This is a genomic window from uncultured Desulfobulbus sp. (assembly GCF_963662935.2).
Classification (GTDB): domain Bacteria; phylum Desulfobacterota; class Desulfobulbia; order Desulfobulbales; family Desulfobulbaceae; genus Desulfobulbus.
The window spans coordinates 1,000,733-1,019,162 of sequence record NZ_CAXXTL010000002.1; the positions used below are offsets into that span (position 1 = coordinate 1,000,733).

An 18,430-nucleotide genomic window follows, 5' to 3' on the forward strand; every position below is an offset into this window, starting at 1 on the left:
TCTCATTCAGCCAGAGGGCTTGCCATGCAAAGATTTTCCACTTTGACCCTGATTCGTACCTGCTCCGTCCTCCTTCTCCTGTTCATACTTGCCGGTTGTTCCGGAGATCCGGAAAAAAAGAAAGCCACCCATTTTAAAAAAGCCATGGTCTACATGGAGGAGAAAAAAGACAAAGAAGCGGTCATTGAGCTGCGCAACGCCATCCAGATCGATCCCAAATATGCGGATGCCCGCTATCAGCTGGGGCTGCTCTATCTTAAAAGCGGCGAAGCCCGCCAAGCCTTTGAAGAACTCCAGCGAGCTGCAACCCTTGACCCCAACAACTTTGACGCCAAAATCAAGACCGCTGAGTTTTATCTGCTCTCCCAGAAAAAGAGGATGCTCGTAAGAATATTGACGAGGTGCTCAAACAAGCTCCTGACAACAAAGACGCCCTGGCCCTAGTCGCCAACCTGGAGTTGATCGACGGCAAACATGAGGCTGCCCTAGCGGCCATCGATAAGGCCATTGCCGCCTCGCCCCAAGAAGATCGTTTGTATGGAATTAAAGGACGTATCCTGACAAGCAAGCAAGACTTTGCAGAAGCGGAAAAGACCTTTCTCAAGGCCATTGAACTGGATGAAAAGAAAATGGCCAATCACTCCACGTTAGCCGCTTTTTACATGGAGCGGAAGGAACTGGGCAAGGCGAAAAAAGCCCTTGAAAAAATGGCGGCAACTTTTCCTGACTCAGCCCAGCCTTATCTGCAGATGGCTTCTCTTGACCTTTCGCAAAACGATCAGGATGCCGCAGAGCAGCACCTGAATCAGGCGCTGAAGGTGGATCCAAAAAACAGCAAGCTGAAGGTATCCCTCGCCGATTTTTATACCAAGAAGGGAAAACTTGAGCAGGCGGAACAGCTATACAAGGAGGCCATTGAAGTCGCCGAAAAAAAGGATGATTTTGAGGCGCAACTCGCCGACTTCTACTTTGAGCACGGCAAGTTTGACCAAGCAAAGGCAGAGATGGACAAGGTCATTGCAAAAGATGAGAAGAACGCTGCCGCCAAATTGGTGAAAGCCAAGTTCCTGTTGAAAGACGGCAAGAATCAGGAAGCCTTGGACTCAATTTCAGGGTTAGTCAGAGAATACCCTAAATGGGATGAGCTTTATTTTGTCAAGGCACTGGCCCACAGTAACCTCAAAGACCTGAAGCAGGCCAAGGAATCCCTGCTCGAGGCCACCAAGCTCAACCCCGGTTTCGGCAAGGCCCATTCCTTGCTGGCTCTCCTCTCGCTACAGGAGGGTGATTTTGAGGCCTCAAAAAAAGAGGCCGCCACGGCCCTCAAGATCAATCCGCGTGATTTCCAGGCTGCTCTCACCCTGGCCAAAGCTGTGCTCTTTTCAAAAGAATACGAAACAGCAGAAAAAATGTTCACTGAACTCCACAGCAAGGTTCCGGAAAACGTGGAGGTGCTCGGCAGCCTCGGTCTCACCTATATGGCTATGAAACAGGACGGTAAAGCCAGGCAGACCTTTGAAAAACTGCTCGTCCTGCAACCCGAAAACGCCAAGGCTTTCACCTTCGTCCTGCAAATGGCCCAGAAAGAAGGAGCCAAGAAGGAAGAACTTATTAAAATGACCCAAGCCCAGATCGATAAGGCTCCGAAAAGCGGCGGCCTGCAAGTTCTGCTGGCCAATCTCTACCTGAGCATTAATCAACCGGACAAGGCCCTTGAGATCTACCAGAAAGCGCAGGATCTTGACCCGGAGAATCCGCAAGCCTATGCCATGAGCGCTCAGATCCTGACCAAACAAGGCAAGACGGATCAGGCCATTGCCGAATACAAGGACCTGCTGACCAAACAGCCCAAGTCCATCGGTGCCTACATGGGGTTGGGCAGTATCTATGAGCAGACCGGTAAGAGTGATCTGGCCAAGGAGGCCTACACCAAGATCCTGGCGATCAAGCCCGACTTTGCCCCGGCAGCCAACAATCTAGCCTGGATGATCGCCGAGAGCAAAGACCCGGATCTCGGGGAAGCCCTGCGGTTGGCCATGACTGCCAAGCAGCAGCAACCCGACGACGTAAACATCATCGACACCCTAGGGTGGGTGCATTACAAACGAGGTTCGTTCGGCCTAGCCCGTAGTGAATTCGTCCAGGCCGTGCACAAACAAGACGACATGCCCGTTCTGCGTTATCATTTGGCCTTGGCCCTTTACGGCGAAGGCAAGAAGCAGGAGGCGGTCAAGGAGCTTGAAAAGGCGCTCGGTCAAAACCAACCCTTCACTGAAAAGGAAGAGGCCGCCGCCACCTTGCAGAAGTGGCAAAGCGAGCAATAAAAAAACGAAGGCTAACAAAGGGGCAAGCTCTTGGAAAAAAAAGCACGGGAAGAAATCGTCAGCAGCCGGATGATCCAGAAAAGAGTGCAAGAGCTTGGCCGGCAGATCACTCAGGACTACCAGGGCAGGCAGCTGGTTCTCCTGGGGGTGTTGAACGGCGCCTTCATTTTTGCCGCCGACCTGTGCCGGGCCATCGATCTTGATCTTACAATCGATTTTATCAGGGTGACCAGTTACGGCAAATCGACTGTGTCCTCCGGAACAATCCGTCTGCTCAAGGAACCGAGTATCGACCTAGAGGGCAAAGATGTCCTGTTGGTTGAGGATATTGTCGATACCGGCACCACCATGGCCTGGCTGTGGGATCATTTCCAGCAAAGCCCGGCCCTATCCGTTCGTATTTGCTCGCTCATCGACAAAAAGGAACGCCGGACTGTACCGGTCGAAGTCGACTACATCGGTTTTGCGCTTGACCGGGGGTTTCTTGTCGGCTACGGCCTGGATTGCGCTGAAAAATACCGCAATCTTCCGGCCATTTACTCCTTGGAGTAAAACAAAAATCGGCCTGTTTGCATGCGGACAGGCCGCACCCGCCACTTCTAATGGAGGCTGTTATGCGAAAAAAGAATTTTGCCGTGATCCTCTCCGGCTGCGGCCATCAGGATGGGGCCGAAATTCATGAGGCAACCCTCACCCTCTGGGCAATCCATAAAAACGGCGCGGAATTTCAGTGCTATGCGCCTGACATCAAGCAACATCATGTGCTCAATCATATGACCGGACAGGAGATGAACGAGAAGCGCAATGTGCTGATCGAGTCGGCCAGAATTGCCCGGGGCAAGATTGCCTCGCTGGCCACCTTCTCACCCGAATCAGCCGATGCCCTGATCATCCCTGGTGGCTTTGGCGCGGCAAAAAATCTGAGCAGTTACGCCTTTGACGGTGCCAAATGCACGGTGAACAATGATGTGGCCACGGCCATAAAGGCGATGCACGCGGCCGGCAAACCGATCGGCGCCCTGTGCATCGCCCCGGTGATCATCGCCAAGGTGCTGGGCGACGTCACCCTGACCATCGGCCAGGATCCGGGCACCGCCGACAATCTGGCCGCCATGGGAGCCAGACATCAACCGACCCTGCAGGGTGAAATCGTCGTCGACCGTGAGCGCAAGATCGTCAGCACCCCTTGTTACATGCTCAATTCACGAATCGACCAGATCGCCGAGGGTGCGGACAAACTCGTCCTGGCGATGCTGGATTTGATGGAATAATCTTTTTCAATCACCTTCGCTCTTTTCTCTCTTTGCGGGAGTCCTAAATGGGGGAGGAAGCTTTTGCGACCTCCCCTTCTTGACTGCGGCCGCCAGCGGTTTATCTTTTCAGCGCAAAAACCGGTAGCGATTAAGCCGCCGGTCATTGCGACACAAACCACCGAGAGGAAAATATGAACACCATGAAAACCTTCATGCTCATGGCGACGCTCACCGCCCTGTTTATGGTGGGCGGTCAAGCGATGGGCGGTCAGCAGGGCATGACGATCGCCCTTGTCCTGGCCCTTGGCCTTAATTTCTTTGCCTACTGGAATTCCGACAAGTTGGCGCTGGCCATGAACCGTGCCCGCGAGGTGTCGGTAGCTGAAGCGCCTGATCTGCATGCGCTGGTCGCTTCGTTAGCTGGAAGGGCCGGTATCCCCAAACCCAAGGTCTATGTGGTCGACGATCCGACCCCCAACGCCTTTGCCACCGGTCGCAACCCGGAACATGCGGCAGTGGCGGTGACCACAGGCATCCTCCAGACGCTGGACCGTTATGAACTCGAGGGAGTGATTGCCCATGAACTAGCGCACATCAAAAACCGCGACATCCTAATCGGCTCGATTGCCGCCGTCATGGCAGGAGCGATTTCCTACCTGGCCACCATGGCGCAGTGGAGCATGCTGTTCGGAGGCGGCCGTAGCGATGATGAAGGAGGAAGTAACCCGCTAGTGATGATTGTCACCATGTTGGTTGCGCCGCTGGCCGCTTCCCTGATTCAGATGGCCATCTCCCGTGGCCGCGAGTATATGGCCGATGCCACCGGGGCGGAAATCTGCGGTCATCCCAAATCGTTGGCCAGCGCCCTCAACAAGCTCGCCAACTCTAATGCCCAACGGCCAATGAACATTAACCCTGCCTCAGCGCAGATGTACATCGTCAACCCGCTTAGCGGCGGCTCCATTGCCAACCTTTTTTCGACCCACCCGCCCATGGAAGAGCGAATCCGCCGTTTGTTGTCGATGTGACCCGCGCCTCCAGCGAGGTTGCACGGAACGACAACTTACAGACGGTTGACCAAGGCAGCAAAGGCAGCCGCGTCCAGGCAGGCTTGGCCCAGCATGATGCCGCTGAGTCCCGGAAGAAGCCAAACATTTTCGGCATTGTCCACAGTCACCCCGCCCCCGTAGAGTACCGGCCGACTGTCCGTTTTTTTGGCTATTTGGGGCAGCAGGGCGAGGATCTCAGCCTCACCCCTAGCCATCTCCAGCGTGGCTGGAGTGTCCGGCGTATAGGCCCAAACCAGCCGACCTAATTCCTCAACAGCCATGGCAGCGGTCTGTGGTGTCAGCAACTCCCGGTCAAAACAGACAAGGGGTTGCAGGTCTTCCGCCAATGACTCATAGGCCTGCCGGGCCACATCCTGGACTGTTTCATGAAAATAACGCCGCCGCTCCCGGTGGCCGATTAGGGTGTATCGCACCAGGCCGCGGAGCCAAGCCGCCGGTGTCGATCCGGTATAACTGCCCTGCGGATACGCAGAGACCCCTTGGGCCGCCAGACAAACACCGGCGAGATTTCTCGTCCGTTCAGCCACGCGCTCCAGACAAAGCGACGGGACCGCAAGAATTACCTCAACATCTATGCGAGGCTGGTAAACGCCGGCAAAGGCATCGCACCACTGCATCGCCTTTTCCGGCGAGAGACTGGCCTTCCAATTGGCCAACACCATTTTCTTCATAGTCGTTCCTCCAGATTCAGGAAGGTGCAAAAACAAAAAACTCTCAGGAACCTTTGTTACCGTCATCCTGGCGCAGGCACTCCCGGTTCAGCTGGCGCACTTGCGGCACAGTCTTCTTCGCTTCACGGGCGGGAACAGGGTTGTTTTGTGGATACAGGGTTATCAGGGCGCCGATAACGGCGAACAGCAGCAAGGTCAGCGCCAACACCAAGGCAAGGAACCGGAATGTCGGCAACCGCTTTTCTTCGGCTTGGGCCATTGCGCGCCCTACCTCAACTTTCCGGGATAACAAGAAGGGCAGCGAGCGCGGTACGAATCTGTTGCACATCGGCCGCCTTGATAACAACGGTTTTGCTCCGGCTCTGCTGGCCGCTTTTGATGACGAAGGCTGATTTGGGCAAATGGAAGAGTTTGGCCAGATAGGCAACGACTGCCTTGTTGGCCTTGCCATCGACCGGCGGTGTGGTCAAACGAAGCTTGAGCATGTCGCCCTGCAGACCGGCCAAACCATTGGCGGCAGCTCTTGGCTGGACATGTAAGCGAAGCAGCAGGGAGCCATCGGGCAGGGTCTGCAAACAGGGAATTTCCGCCGGAGAGCCCATATCCTCAAATCAAAACCGAGAATAAACAAACATTTATTGCAAATTCACTGCAATCTGCTGCAAGGTAGGCACGAGAAAACTCTGGAGGAAAATGATGATCAGAATAAGAATCATCGGGCTCAGGTCGAGGCCCCCCATGATGGGCACAACCCGACGAATTTTCTCCAACAGCGGGTCAGTCACCTGGCGGAGGAAACGGACAATGGGATTGTATGGATCGGCATTCACCCAGGTGATGACGGCCCGGGCAATAACCACCCAGATGTAAGCACTGAGTGCAAAATTGATCAGTTTGGCGACTGCCATGAGGAAGTTACCGAGCATGAACATAGGAAATACCTGCAAGCTGAAGGATAAGGGGGGGTTGTTTGTTTTTTCCGTTCCAGCGGTCGGCGGCATTCGCTTACCGGCGCCGACGGCACTTCGATCAGGCCACCCGGCTACCGACGGCAACGGAGCCCGCAATCGTGGCCAGCACCAATTTCTCGGAGCCATCGGCCAATTGTTCCTTGGCTGCCAGGACCATGCCCTGCGAAGGAATGCCCATCAGTTTGGCTGGTTTGAGATTGGCCACGATGATCACCCGCTGCCCTATCAGGGCCTCTGGACTGTAATACTGCGCAATGCCGGCGACAATGGTCCGCTCCTCCGGTGCCTTGACGGTCAACTTGAGCAAGCGATCCGACTTGGCCACCTTCTGGGCGGCGACAATCTCCGCCACCCGCAATTCCATCGACTTGAACTGATCAAAGCTGATCAGCCCTTCGCCCAAGGCAGGTTCCGGTTCTGTCTTCGCCTGCTGTTTTCCGGGAGCGGGCGCCGGATCCTCCAGCTTTTTCTCCAGCCGGGGAAACAACTGGGTGCCCTTATCGATCACCGTGCCCACCGGAATCTCACCCCAGTTCAGGGCATCGTCGATGACAGCGTCGATGAAATTGTCCTGCATCCCTAAGGCAGCTGCCATTTTCGCAGCCGTTGCCGGCATGATGGGCCCCAGCACCAAGGCAATCTTCCACAGAGCCTCAGCCAGGAAGTAAAGCACGGTCCGTAGCCGATCAGCTTGGCGCGGATTCTTGGCCAGTTCCCAAGGGGCATTGGTGACGATGTAGCGGTTGAGCAGACCAATCACTTCCCAAATGGCCTGGAGCGCCTTGTGAAACTTAAAATCGTCCATGTATTCCCGATATTGAATCACCATGGCGGAGACGGCGCTCATCAGCTCGCGGTCATCAGGGGTGAACTGACTCACGGTCTCACGCTCCGGGATCATCCCCTGGGCGAACTTGTCGATCATGGTCAGAGAGCGGGAAAAAAGGTTGCCAAGATCGTTGGCCAGATCGGAGTTGTGACGGGTGAGAATGGCGTCATTGGAAAAGGAGGAATCGAGCCCAAAGCTCATTTCCCGCAGGACAAAATAGCGGACCGTATCCACCCCGTAGGCATCGACCAACTCTTTGGGCCGCACCACGTTGCCGATCGACTTGGACATCTTGGTGGCGTCAACATTCCAATACCCGTGGACATGGAGGCGCTCATAGGGCGCGAGTTCCATCGCCCGGAGCATGGTCGGCCAGTAGATGGCATGGGGTTTGAGAATGTCTTTTGCAATGACGTGTTCGGCCGTTGCCCAGTATTTCTCGAACTCCGAGCCGTTGGGATAGCCGATGCCGGTCAGGTAGTTGATCAGAGCGTCAAACCAGACATAAGTGACGAAGTTTTCGTCGAAAGGCAGCGGAATGCCCCAGGTGAGCCGTGAGGTCGGCCGGGAAATACACAGATCCTCGAGCGGCTCGCTGAGAAAAGAGAGCACCTCGTTGCGGTAGCGCTCCGGGGTGATGAATTCCGGGTTGCTCTTGATGTGGTCGATCAGCCAGTCCTGGTACTTGGACATCCGAAAGAAATAGTTCTGTTCGGAAATGGCCTTTGGCTCCACCAGATGATCGGGACATTTGCCGTCCACCAGCTCCTTCTCGGTGAGAAAGCGTTCGCATCCCTTGCAGTACAAACCTGAATATTCGCTGAAATAGATATCCCCCCGGTCATGCACCTGCTGCAGGATATCCTGCACGGTCCTGATGTGGTCGGCATCGGTGGTGCGGATAATGTTGTCCGGATGGATAGCAAGCAGCGGCCAGGTCTCCCTGAAAGTGGCGGCAATCCGGTCAACGTACACACGGGGAGTTTCCCCGGCCTTGGCGGCAGCTTCGGCAATTTTCTCACCATGCTCGTCAGTCCCGGTCTGGAAACGGACATCGTCGCCGCAAAGGCGGCGGAACCGGCTGTAGGCGTCAGTGACAATCGTCGTGTAGGCATGCCCCAGGTGGGGCATGGCGTTGACATAATAGATTGGGGTGGTGACGTAGGTTGGCATTCTGATTCGTTAGGTATTGAAAAATGAAAGGGGGGGGGGCGCCGCACATCCACGTTCGGCCGTGTGGTCTTAGTCGGAGGGGAGATCGTCCTCCGGCCCGTCCTGCATGCCCCAGATATCGATACTTGATTTCCGGGATGAACCAGTCCCTCTCTTGCCCTGCCCTTTACGACCAGTGCATTGAGGAATCGGATCGGCTAACCGCCACTCCTCCTCGGTGAACATCCGTTCCTCGCCTTCGGTTGAAACCGCAGCCACCTTGCCGAGCAAGGGAAACTGCCGGTTGACCTGGTAGGTCTTGCCTTCGAACTGAATCTGCCGCCCGACCCGTGGCATGCCTTTCTTCATGGTCTTATAGGTTTCGTATTCGTAGGTCAGACAGCAAAGCAAGCGATTACACAAACCCGAGATCTTCGCCGGATTAAGCGGCAGATCCTGGGCCTTGGCCATCTTGATCGAAACCGAATCGAACTTGTTGAGAAAGGAGGTACAGCACAACTCACGGCCGCAGGGCCCGAGTCCACCGGTCATCTGAGTTTCGTGGCGGACCCCGATCTGGCGCATCTCCACCCGGGTCCGGAATTCCTGCACCAGCACCTTGACCAGCTCGCGAAAGTCAACCCGGCTTTCGGCGGTAAAATAAAAAATGATCTTGGAACCGTTAAAAAACCGTTCCACCCGGACCAAGTGCATCGGCAAACGCAGCTTTTCAATATGGCGTCGACACAGACGGAAGGCCTCCTGTTCCAATTGCGGCAGCAGAGCCTGCTTTTCTCGTTCCTCGTTACTCGCCCGGCGATGAATACGATAGCCCACCGGCCGGTCCATGGCGGCTTCCACCACCACGGGGGTACGGCTGACCACGATCGCCGGTTCCGGCCCCTGCTCAGCCCGAACCATCACCCGGTCTCCCCGGACGAGATCGGCAAGATGGGCGCTGGCGGTCAGCTCCTGGCCCTGTTCGCGAAATCTGATTTTATAATAATGAAGAACCGCTTCCTCACTGCTGCTTGCCCCAATCAGGGGCGGCTCGGCAGGCTGCTGTTCGATGTGCGCGTCTGTCATGATATTTCAGGCCAAGTGGGTACTGCAGTCAAAAAGATCCAGGAGAAGCACTTCGCTGGTCAGACCACGGTTACAGTTTCTGGCAAGTGCTTGTTCCGCCAGATCAATAGCGGCCATCTTAGCAGAAAGCTGTTGCAAATTCCAGCGTTCTCTTGCCCGCTTCACCTCGGGCGCTTCGCTGCAGACAGAGGTTCCGGTTCGGGCGGCCATGGTATCTTTCAAAAAAATGCGCAGCAGGGCCAGCAAGGGGGCAATCCCCTCCTTGGCCTCGGCCAGGTCGACCGCCAGGGCTAGCGCCTGCTCTACTCGCTCGGCGGCTTTATCGCGCTTGGCGAGCAATGCCTCGACAATCCGCCCATAGAGAGCAAGGATACCATCCGCCTCGAAAGCAAGCGCCTGACCGGGGCACCCGTCGGCCAAGGCCGCCAAGGCCAGACTCCTGGAATCATCGAGCTCCGGCCGGTGCGTGCGGATAATTCCGGCTGCCAAAGCCAGCGGCAAAGGGGCAAAGGGGATGACCTGACAACGGGAAACGATAGTGTCCAGAAGCGATCCGGTAGAGTTACCCACCAGCAGGAGAAGGTTGTTGGCAGGTGGCTCTTCCAACACCTTGAGCAGGCTGTTCGCCGCCTCCCGCCGCATGGTGTGCACCTCCTCAAGTAGCACGATGCGCAGCCGGCTCTCAAACGGGGCGAAATTAAGCGCCTTTTTTAATTCCCGAACCTGGTCGATCTTGATCGCCGCTCCGTCCGGGCGGATGCGCAGGAAGTCGGGATGATTGCCCGACTGATACTTCAGGCAACCGGGACAGGTGCCGCAGGGGTGGTCCGCAAACGGAGCTCGACAAAGGAGAATGGCAGCCAGATCAAGCGCCACGGTGGTCTTGCCGACCCCGTCCGGACCGGCAAACAGGTAGGCATGGGCCAAACGGTTGCTCGCCAAAGCACGACTCAACAGGGTGAGCGCCTTGGTCTGACCGAGAATAGCGGAGAAGGCCATGGCTCAGAACAAGGTTTGCTGCCGCTGCGGCGCCGCCTTCTTGGCTCGCGGCGGGGGGGCAGGTTCCGGTGGCGGAACGTTGTCCACCTCCTGGAACTCCTCCGGAACATCACTCTGAACCGTAGTTGATTCCTCCTCCACGCCGCCAGCCCGAAGATAGAGATACCGTTCCAGATGCCGTTGGTACTCGCTCCATTGCCAACCGCTGCCGCTCATCTTCGCCTGCAGCCCCGCCATGTAGTTCATCTTGGCGTCAATATCGTCTAGATGATGGAGCAGGGTAGCCTCGGGGGTCATCGGCAGGACCGGAGAACCGAAACCGTACTGGCCATGATGACTGAGGATGATGTGCATCAGCTGGTCAGCCTGTTCCGCACTGACCCCGTCCACCTGGTCCATCGCCTTGCGCACCAGCTCGACCCCCAGAACCAGATGCCCGACCAGCCGCCCCCGGTCGGTATAGCCAAAGGGTGGACGGGCGAAATCGAACTCCTCGATCTTGGCCAGATCGTGAAGCAGGGCGCCGGCGATGAGCATGTCCCGGTCAATGAGCGGATAATGGCTTGCCGCCTTTTCCGCCATGCCGACAATGGATAAGGTATGCTCGATTAAGCCGCCGATGTAGGCATGGTGCAGCTTCTTCGCAGCCGGGGCCCGTTGAAACCGGACCAGCGTTTCCCCCTGAAAGATCGCCCGCAAAAGAGCTCGCAGCGACGGCTCGACAATGCCCTCGATCACCGCATCCAATTCGGTGGCCATCTCAGCCAGCGGCCGGGCGCTTGTGGGCATGAAATCCGCCAGATCGACCGCCGAATCCGCCACCCGCTGGAGGGCATTGACGCCCAGCTGCATTTGGTCGCGAAAGGGCTTGGCCACGGCCTGAACCAGGACGAAACTGCCCTCCTCAGCCTGGGCGTCGAACTGGAGGGCATTGTCCCAGATTCTGGCTTCGATCTCCCCGGTTTTGTCCATCAGCCCGAGGGCCAGGTAGGGTTTGCCCGCCTTGGTTTCGGCCAGCGATTTTTTCGAGACCAGAAACACATCCTGGAACGGCTGCCCGGCAGTCAACTGGGCGACAAAAATTTTCTTTGCAGGTACTGGCATGATACGGTCTCCTCATCCCCGGCTTCCCATCCAATGGAACCTTGGCCGGCGAGATCGAGCAGAAGAAGATTGAGAGTAAAACGGAAGAAGAGGTGATCTCCGTCCGCCTCTTGCCGCTGCCGGCATTTCGGGTATAGTGATTTCACTTCTTCCTGGCCGGTCCGACCGGTTCCCTGTGATACACCATCTCCGAGTTCACGTGCAAGCAGTTATGAAAATCGACCTTCTGATAACCAACTGCGCGGTTCTCCCGGTTCCCGGCAGAGAGACCCTGATTACCCCCGGATTCGTCGCCATCGGCTTTTCGAAAATCCTTCTGGCCGGTCCCATGGCTGAATGTCCGGCGGCCGGGACGGGGACAGTGCTGGACGGACAGGGACAACTGGCCCTTCCCGGCCTTGTCAACGGCCATTGCCATGCGCCCATGACTCTGTTTCGAGGCCTGGCCGATGACCTGGACCTGGCCACCTGGCTCTATGGCCATATCTTTCCCGCCGAGGCCCGGCAGGTCAACCCCGAGATGGTCTACTGGTGCAGCAAATTGGCCGCCGCCGAGATGCTGCTCAGCGGCACCACCACCGTTGCCGACGGCTATTTTCTAGAGGATGAAGTGGCGCGCGCCTGCGCGGAAACGGGCCTGCGGTGCGTGGCGGCCCAGGCGGTGATCGATTTCCCGGCCCCAGGGGCGGAGGACCCCAAACGCAACATCGAGGTAGCGGCATGTTTTCTTGAACGCTGGCAGGGACGTGACCCGCTGATCACCCCGGCGGTCTTTGCCCATTCACCCTACACCTGCACCAACACCACCCTTCGCCGGGCTAAGGAATTAACCCGGAAATTCCAGGTGCCGTTTTTCATCCATGCGGCCGAAACCAAGGAGGAACATAAACAAATTGCCGAGCCGCTGGCGCCGACCCCGATCGGCCACCTGGAGGCGCTGGGCATCCTCGACCGGGACACGGTCTGCGCCCACTGCGTCTGGGCGAACGAACGGGATCTCGATTGCCTGGCCGAACGCGGCGCCAGCGTAGTAACTTGCCCCCAGAGTAACGCTAAATTGGCCTCGGGCCAAGCCCCGCTCACCCCCCTATTGCAACGGGGCCTGCGGGTTGCCCTGGGTACCGACAGCGCTGCCTCCAACAATAGCCTCGACCTCTTTCGGGAGATGGATTTCGCCGCGAAGATTCATAAAATCAACCCCTGCAATCCCGTTGCCATTCCAGCTCGCCGCCTCCTGGAAATAGCCACCTGGGGAGGCGCGGACGCCCTCGCCTTGGGCGCTGGTCAAGGCACACTCACCCCCGGGGCCCCGGCCGACCTGATCCTCGTCGACCTCCAGCAACCGCACCTCCAACCCTTCCACAGCCCCAATCTCCTGGTGTACAGCCGGGCTGCCGCTGATGTCCGCACCGTCATCGTCAACGGTCAACTGGTGGTGGCCAACCGAAAACTCCTCACCATTGACCTGCGTGAAACCTGCCGCCAGGTGCGAAAACTCGCGGGTGGGTAAAACGGGAACAACAACCCCATCTGACGTTCGCTCAGCTCAGACATTGAACCTGATATTGAGAATATCGCCATCAACGACAATGTAGTCCTTTCCCTGGACATAGAGCTTGCCGGCCTTTTTCAACTCAGCTTCGCTGCCATGGGCGATCAGTTCGTCATATTTGATTACTTCCGCCCGGATAAACCCCTTCTGGAGATCGGAATGAATGGCGCCGGCAGCCACCGGGGCCGGCGAATTGACCCGGACAAGCCACTGATGGACTTCATCCTTGCCGACCGTAAAAAAAGAAACCCTGCCGAGCGCCTTCAAACACAATTTGGCCAGGACTTCAAGGGCCGGTTCCACGATGCCGAGATCACGCAGGAAATCCTGCCGTTCTTCCTCGCTGTCAAGCAGGGCTATTTCCGATTCGACCTTGGCAGAGACTGTCATCGCCTCCATCTTGCCGGCCGAACAGATGCCGCGTACCCGCTCGAGCAGGGAGGTGTCATCGAGGTTGTCCTCGGCCACGTTGAAGACCAGAATCAATTCTTTCCGGGTGATCAGTGGATAGCTCCGGATCAGCTGTTCCTCCTCTTCGGTCAGGTCCATCAGGCGCAGCGGCTGTTCGTTCTCGAGATGCGACTGCATTCGTTTCAACAGATCGAGTTCCTTGACCTGGCGCTCGTCTTTTATTTTTTTGAGGCTTGTTTCCAGTCGTTCGATCCTTTTTTCCAGGAAAATTTGATCGTGCAGCAGCAATTCCGAGTTAACCGTTTCGACATCGCGCAGCGGATCGACCGAACCCGACGCATGATAGATCGAATCGTCCTCAAAAGCGCGCACCACATGGCAAAGTGCATCGACGTCACTGATATCACGGAATATGTCGCCCTTGGCGATCGATTCCTGTTCCATCTTGGGAAGCAACACTAGATCGATGCGCGCCCGCGTCTCCTTTTTTGGCTGATAGAGCGCGACCAGGCGATCAAAGCGCCCGTCGACAATGTCTGCCGTCCCGGGAATCGGCTTCGGCGGACCACCCGCCTCGTGCACCTCGCTGCCGGTCAATACCTGAAAAAGCGTCTTCTTACCCGTTTGCGGCAAGCCAATGATTCCAACTTTCATATGTTCCTCTAACTGGTCGTAACGGACGTAAAAGTCCAAAGCTGTAAGCGCTGACAGCGATCCCGATGCAAGAGCTTCACTGTTAATAATTTCTGGCACGGTGGCCTCACCGGCGAGTTACCTTAAACCATACAGAGAAAAAAATCCCTGTTCTTCCGGCCAAGGAGCACTTTTTCCCAAGCATTCAGGAGGCAAACTGCGGCACCGATCAAGGATGCGGTCGGTCACTCAGCTCCTTGTGTCGATTGGCTCCTCATTCGAGGAGCTTGCATTAAATTGAACCCATTGATTTTTTCAGATTTTGCTTTATAGTGCGACAACAAAAAAATATTTCGCTTTCTACTATCTAACGGAGGTTGCAATGGCTGACGAAGCAAAAAAAAATGTGTGCCCGACCTGTAATGGCAAGGGAGTTATCGATGGCGTGTGCGAAACCAGCGGTGAATGGCAGGGAAAAAATGCAGACGGACAAGTCTGTACCCCTGACCAAAAATGCCCGACCTGTAAAGGTACAGGAAAGGTAGAAGGCTGATCTTTTTCCTGTTGTCGGAAGCATGTGCAAACATGCTTCCGAAATGTATTGCCCGTAAAAAAACCGGGTTGTTCCTCTCAAACCAGCCGATGTTTGAGAGGAACAACCCGGTTTTTTTTATGGTTCTTAAGAAACGAAAGGGGTCACCCGGCTGAAATTTCCCTGCCGAGCCCCCCTTCCATCACCGCAATAAAATCAATTTTGATCACAAGGCCTTGTTGGCTTCCATATGTAACACCAGATCCAGCATACGGTTGGAATAACCCCATTCGTTATCATACCAGCTCATGATCTTCACCGAGCTGCCCAATACCTTGGTGCAGAGGCCATCGACGATTGAGGAATGGGGATCTCCTTGAAAATCAATCGAGACCAGAGGCTCTTCGGTGTACCCCAGATAGCGGTTGGCGGCAGCGGCCAGGGCCTTGTTGACCTCCGAGACCGTCGTTTCCCGCTCGACCTCGATCACCACATCAACGAGCGAAACATCCGGGGTAGGAACACGAACCGCCAGACCGTCAAATTTGTTCTTCAACTCCGGAATGACCAAAGCCACTGCAGCCGCAGCGCCGGTCTTGGTCGGCACCATCGACATGGCAGCGGCCCGTGCCCGGCGAAGATCGGAATGCGGAAAATCAAGCAAGCGCTGATCGCCGGTGTAGGAATGCACGGTTGTCATTAAGCCCCGTTTAATCCCGAAATTATCCAAAATAACCTGAGCCACCGGCGCCAGGCAGTTGGTCGTACAGGATGCATTCGAGATCACATGATGCACGGTGGGGTCATACTCATCCTCGTTGACCCCCATGACAATAGTCTTGACCTCGCCCTTGGCAGGGGCCGAGATAATAACCTTGGCCGCACCGCCGTCGATATGCGCTTTGGCAGACTCCATGTCACAGAAAAGTCCGGTGCACTCAAGTACGTATTCAGCACCGAGGCTCGCCCAGGGGATCTCGCCCGGTTTTCGATGACTGGTGATGGGAATACTCTTGCCATCAACCACAATGCTGTTTTCCCCAGCGGTTACCTGTTGATCGGAACGACCCATAACGGAATCGTATTTCACCAGATGGGCGATGGTTTTCACATCGGTGAGATCGTTGATGCCGACAATCTCGATGTCGGCAAAGGCGGGATCTTTGCTCAATGCCCTAAAAATGTTCCTTCCAATCCTGCCAAATCCGTTTATGCCTACTTTTATTGCCATGGTATGCCACTCCTTATAAAAAAGTTACGGATTATGTACCTGACTTTTCCCTACGATTCTCCTTGATCCTTCCCCAAAATTGCATGGAGTTGCGCCACTCGGACAAAAGCCTCATGGCAACACCGGTCACAAGCCAGAGCCCTTTCGTACAGCCGCAGGGCCTGCTCATACCACTGCCCCACGAAAAAATTCTCGGCTGCCAGACAAAAACCAGCGGCCGCGCCGCCAGTAAAGATGCCGGCAAACAGTTCATCAAGGGATTCTCCCCAGAGTTCCGTTAAAACTTCTTCCTTCTCCACCAACAGACGAACGACCAGCCTGTTTTCGATCAATGCTGGCAGCATCAACCGGAGCAGGTAATTCACCTGCCCAAAGAGGAAACCGACTCGCTCCATTTGCCGGGAAACATCTCCCGTGATTTGGCCAATCAGCATCCTGACATCTTCAACCAGAGACACGCCGGTACGGTCCCGCTGATGCAAACCCATCTGCTCAACAAGGGTATCCACGGTTGTGGTTCTTGCTCCGTAATTATTGAGGAGATAGAGATTTTCCTTGAGTTTCATGCACTCATGGAACAGGGAACCGGTCAACCAGTCGAAGAGAACTCCGTGAAAATGTTCCTCCTCCTGAGAATGCGGCCAGATCTGATGACAGAGATCTTTCAACTGCCACAGCGGACCGGTGTCCCTTTCGGTCCCCACCATGACGGTGAATTGCTGCAGCAGCTCGGTTTGAACCGCATGCCGCTCTTGGTCGGGTACGGTGCCCTCTGCCACTTTTTGGTGCAGACACCCCTCAATGTAGCGATCGTAGAGTTGTTGAAACCAGGTGATGAGATGGAGAGAGTCGCTCAACACCTGGCGAACGAAATACTCTCTGCGGCCACCAAACCAGTCGCCAGCGGCCATTCCCCCTGTCGTGCACCCAACGCCATGACTCCATGGCACCACCTTAGTGCTGCCCATCCGACATCCTCATCGCCTGGTGGTACAGGTGCAAATATGCCTCCAGCACCTTCTCCCAGGTGTGATTGCGCACAATCCGATCAACCGCCGCCATCTGCATCGAGCGAATTTTGGCGGGATCTTGCCTGTACAGCGCCAAAGCCTGAGCGATGGCCGTTGCCAGGCTGGCCGATGCATTTTCGTCATAGGTAAAACCGGTCTCTCCGTTGATCACCTTAACCAGACCACCCACCCGATGCACGATCGGCAAGTTGCCGAGTAATTGGGCGATGTAATCGGTGAGACCACAGGGTTCATACCGCGAGGGAATTAAAAAGAAATCACCGGCGGCATACACCTGGTGGGCGAGCGATGGATCGTACCCTTTCAGGAAGCAGACCCTCCCTTGGCCCGTCTCAGACGTTGCCAAGTGTTCAAGCTCCTTCTCGAACTGAGGGGCTCCGGATCCAAAAATAAGGACCTGAACCGACGGTTCCTCCGGCAACAGTTCGTCCAGAGCATGGATCAGAATATCCACCCCCTTTTGCTCGGTTAAGCGACCGATGAAGGTGCAGAGCGGCATATCCGGCGAGACAACCAAGGTGCCATACTGCTTCACCTGCTCCCAGGGACCATGCGCCGCGATTGTTGCCAACAGGGAGCGTTTGCACTGCTTTTTTCCTTCTAGTTCGCCTCGAGAGACAGAGTACCCCGCCGCCAGATCCAAGCTCTCGGGAATGCTCGGATCAAAGGACGTGGGATCAATCCCGTTGGTAATGCCGGCAAGGATGACGCCCCTCTCGAGAAGGGCATGCCCCAACCAGCCAGTCCGGGCATCGTCCGGTGTCGCTTGCAACTCCTGGGCATACTGCTCACTGACCGTATTGAGAATTGCATACTCCGAGGCGGCCATGAAGGGATCGAAACTGCCCCCCAATCTTCCTTTCATGATCACCTGCATCGGCAGGCCGGTCACGGCCTGGGCAAAGGCGAGATCGCCGATCTCCTGGTGATATCCCAGACCGGCATTGTGGATAGTGACGACCGCTCCAGTATGACGAAAGTAATGCCGGTAGCCACTGTTCTCCCGCATCATCGCCGGCAGGGTCGCCGCGTGCCCGTCCTGGCAATGGATGACATCAGGACGTTCATCAAGGAGGATCATCAGATCGAGTGCAGCCTTCTGCAGGAGAATGTTCATGGCAAAATAGTCGTAATGCCCCCCCCCTTTGTGCTGCCAGGCCACCTCCCGCTCATCCTCCTCGGTATAGGTGTACACGCCCCGTTTGGTGGCGAAACGATCCGCCTCCACCAGGAAAATGGTTACCCCGTTCACGATCGCCTGCCAGACAGCGACCGATTCCCGTCGCTCCTCCGCAGGGTAATTCATGTCCACTGCAAAAATGTGTTCATAACGGCGCCCGCCGATGCGACCGCTGCCTTGCCCGACACGAAGACGAGAAAAACCAAGACGAGCAGCATCCATGAATCCGTAGCGCGGCAAAATAACCCGGACCAAGCAGTCGCCGCGGGCAGCCATTGTTTCCGCCAACTGACGACAGACATCCTTGACGCCGCCCGCTCCGGCCAGTTTGTCGTATTCCCGGCTGACCATCCACACCAGGCGGATATCTCTATTCTCGTCCTCTGATCTCGCTTCCACGT

19 protein-coding genes are annotated in these 18,430 nt (G+C 56.1%); 7 read left to right on the plus strand and 12 right to left on the minus strand.

Annotated elements, in window-relative coordinates:
* Positions 1-24: 24 nt before the first annotated feature.
* The 5 genes from ACHZCX_RS08685 to htpX all read left to right on the plus strand — a co-directional run bounded on the left by ACHZCX_RS08685 (position 25) and on the right by htpX (position 4,605).
* On the plus strand, positions 25-444 hold the full coding sequence (locus tag ACHZCX_RS08685; protein WP_319586835.1) for a tetratricopeptide repeat protein: 420 nt from the start codon (positions 25-27) through the stop codon (positions 442-444).
* Positions 402-2,324: a tetratricopeptide repeat protein gene (locus ACHZCX_RS08690; RefSeq protein ID WP_319586836.1), complete on the plus strand. Its 1,923-nt coding sequence runs from the start codon at positions 402-404 to the stop codon at positions 2,322-2,324. The genes ACHZCX_RS08685 and ACHZCX_RS08690 overlap by 43 nt, the downstream gene beginning before the upstream one ends.
* Positions 2,325-2,354: 30 nt before the next feature.
* Positions 2,355-2,876, plus strand: a complete 522-nt coding sequence (gene hpt / locus ACHZCX_RS08695) for a hypoxanthine phosphoribosyltransferase (RefSeq protein WP_319586837.1) — start codon at positions 2,355-2,357, stop codon at positions 2,874-2,876.
* A gap of 62 nt (positions 2,877-2,938) precedes the next feature.
* Complete coding sequence (elbB, locus tag ACHZCX_RS08700; RefSeq protein ID WP_319586838.1) at positions 2,939-3,595, plus strand: isoprenoid biosynthesis glyoxalase ElbB; 657 nt, start codon at positions 2,939-2,941, stop codon at positions 3,593-3,595.
* Between the two features lie 173 nt (positions 3,596-3,768).
* On the plus strand, positions 3,769-4,605 hold the full coding sequence (htpX, locus tag ACHZCX_RS08705) for a zinc metalloprotease HtpX (RefSeq protein WP_319586839.1): 837 nt from the start codon (positions 3,769-3,771) through the stop codon (positions 4,603-4,605).
* Between the two features lie 35 nt (positions 4,606-4,640).
* Here htpX and ACHZCX_RS08710 read toward each other — a convergent pair whose 3' ends face one another.
* From ACHZCX_RS08710 to ACHZCX_RS08745, 8 genes are all read right to left on the minus strand, one after another.
* Positions 4,641-5,318, minus strand: coding sequence for a triose-phosphate isomerase family protein (locus ACHZCX_RS08710; protein ID WP_319586840.1), 678 nt, complete (start codon positions 5,316-5,318; stop codon positions 4,641-4,643).
* 43 nt (positions 5,319-5,361) lie between these two features.
* The gene (locus ACHZCX_RS08715; RefSeq protein WP_319586841.1) at positions 5,362-5,577 is read right to left on the minus strand and encodes a hypothetical protein; all 216 of its coding nucleotides are present in this window, start codon (positions 5,575-5,577) and stop codon (positions 5,362-5,364) included.
* 13 nt (positions 5,578-5,590) lie between these two features.
* Positions 5,591-5,920: a DUF167 domain-containing protein gene (locus tag ACHZCX_RS08720; RefSeq protein ID WP_319586842.1), complete on the minus strand. Its 330-nt coding sequence runs from the start codon at positions 5,918-5,920 to the stop codon at positions 5,591-5,593.
* A gap of 33 nt (positions 5,921-5,953) precedes the next feature.
* The gene (locus tag ACHZCX_RS08725) at positions 5,954-6,250 is read right to left on the minus strand and encodes a YggT family protein (protein ID WP_319586843.1); all 297 of its coding nucleotides are present in this window, start codon (positions 6,248-6,250) and stop codon (positions 5,954-5,956) included.
* Positions 6,251-6,347: 97 nt separating this feature from the next.
* Complete coding sequence (metG, locus tag ACHZCX_RS08730; RefSeq protein WP_319586844.1) at positions 6,348-8,291, minus strand: methionine--tRNA ligase; 1,944 nt, start codon at positions 8,289-8,291, stop codon at positions 6,348-6,350.
* Positions 8,292-8,360: 69 nt separating this feature from the next.
* Positions 8,361-9,356 (minus strand): regulatory iron-sulfur-containing complex subunit RicT, encoded by a 996-nt coding sequence (locus tag ACHZCX_RS08735; protein ID WP_319586845.1) that lies wholly within the window; start codon positions 9,354-9,356, stop codon positions 8,361-8,363.
* 6 nt (positions 9,357-9,362) lie between these two features.
* Positions 9,363-10,355, minus strand: coding sequence for a DNA polymerase III subunit delta' (holB, locus tag ACHZCX_RS08740; RefSeq protein ID WP_319586846.1), 993 nt, complete (start codon positions 10,353-10,355; stop codon positions 9,363-9,365).
* A gap of 3 nt (positions 10,356-10,358) precedes the next feature.
* On the minus strand, positions 10,359-11,459 hold the full coding sequence (locus ACHZCX_RS08745) for an HD domain-containing protein (protein WP_319586847.1): 1,101 nt from the start codon (positions 11,457-11,459) through the stop codon (positions 10,359-10,361).
* Between the two features lie 211 nt (positions 11,460-11,670).
* Between ACHZCX_RS08745 and ACHZCX_RS08750 the strand changes: the two genes are divergently transcribed.
* Positions 11,671-12,969, plus strand: coding sequence for an amidohydrolase (locus ACHZCX_RS08750; RefSeq protein WP_319586848.1), 1,299 nt, complete (start codon positions 11,671-11,673; stop codon positions 12,967-12,969).
* A gap of 36 nt (positions 12,970-13,005) precedes the next feature.
* Here ACHZCX_RS08750 and ychF read toward each other — a convergent pair whose 3' ends face one another.
* Positions 13,006-14,076: a redox-regulated ATPase YchF gene (ychF, locus tag ACHZCX_RS08755; RefSeq protein WP_319586849.1), complete on the minus strand. Its 1,071-nt coding sequence runs from the start codon at positions 14,074-14,076 to the stop codon at positions 13,006-13,008.
* 361 nt (positions 14,077-14,437) lie between these two features.
* On the opposite strand from ychF, the gene ACHZCX_RS08760 reads away from it, so the two are divergent.
* Positions 14,438-14,608: an ankyrin gene (locus ACHZCX_RS08760; protein ID WP_319586850.1), complete on the plus strand. Its 171-nt coding sequence runs from the start codon at positions 14,438-14,440 to the stop codon at positions 14,606-14,608.
* Positions 14,609-14,813: 205 nt separating this feature from the next.
* On the opposite strand, the gene gap is transcribed toward ACHZCX_RS08760, so the two are convergent.
* From gap to ACHZCX_RS08775, 3 genes are read right to left on the minus strand one after another with little or no spacing between them, the layout of a single operon-like run.
* On the minus strand, positions 14,814-15,818 hold the full coding sequence (gene gap, locus ACHZCX_RS08765; protein ID WP_319586851.1) for a type I glyceraldehyde-3-phosphate dehydrogenase: 1,005 nt from the start codon (positions 15,816-15,818) through the stop codon (positions 14,814-14,816).
* A 50-nt stretch (positions 15,819-15,868) separates the two neighbouring features.
* A complete protein-coding gene (locus ACHZCX_RS08770) occupies positions 15,869-16,786 on the minus strand; it encodes a hypothetical protein (protein WP_319586852.1) in 918 nt (305 codons plus the stop codon).
* Positions 16,773-18,428, minus strand: a complete 1,656-nt coding sequence (locus ACHZCX_RS08775; protein ID WP_319586853.1) for a glycogen/starch synthase — start codon at positions 18,426-18,428, stop codon at positions 16,773-16,775. The genes ACHZCX_RS08770 and ACHZCX_RS08775 overlap by 14 nt, the downstream gene beginning before the upstream one ends.
* Between the last annotated feature and the right edge of the window lie 2 nt (positions 18,429-18,430).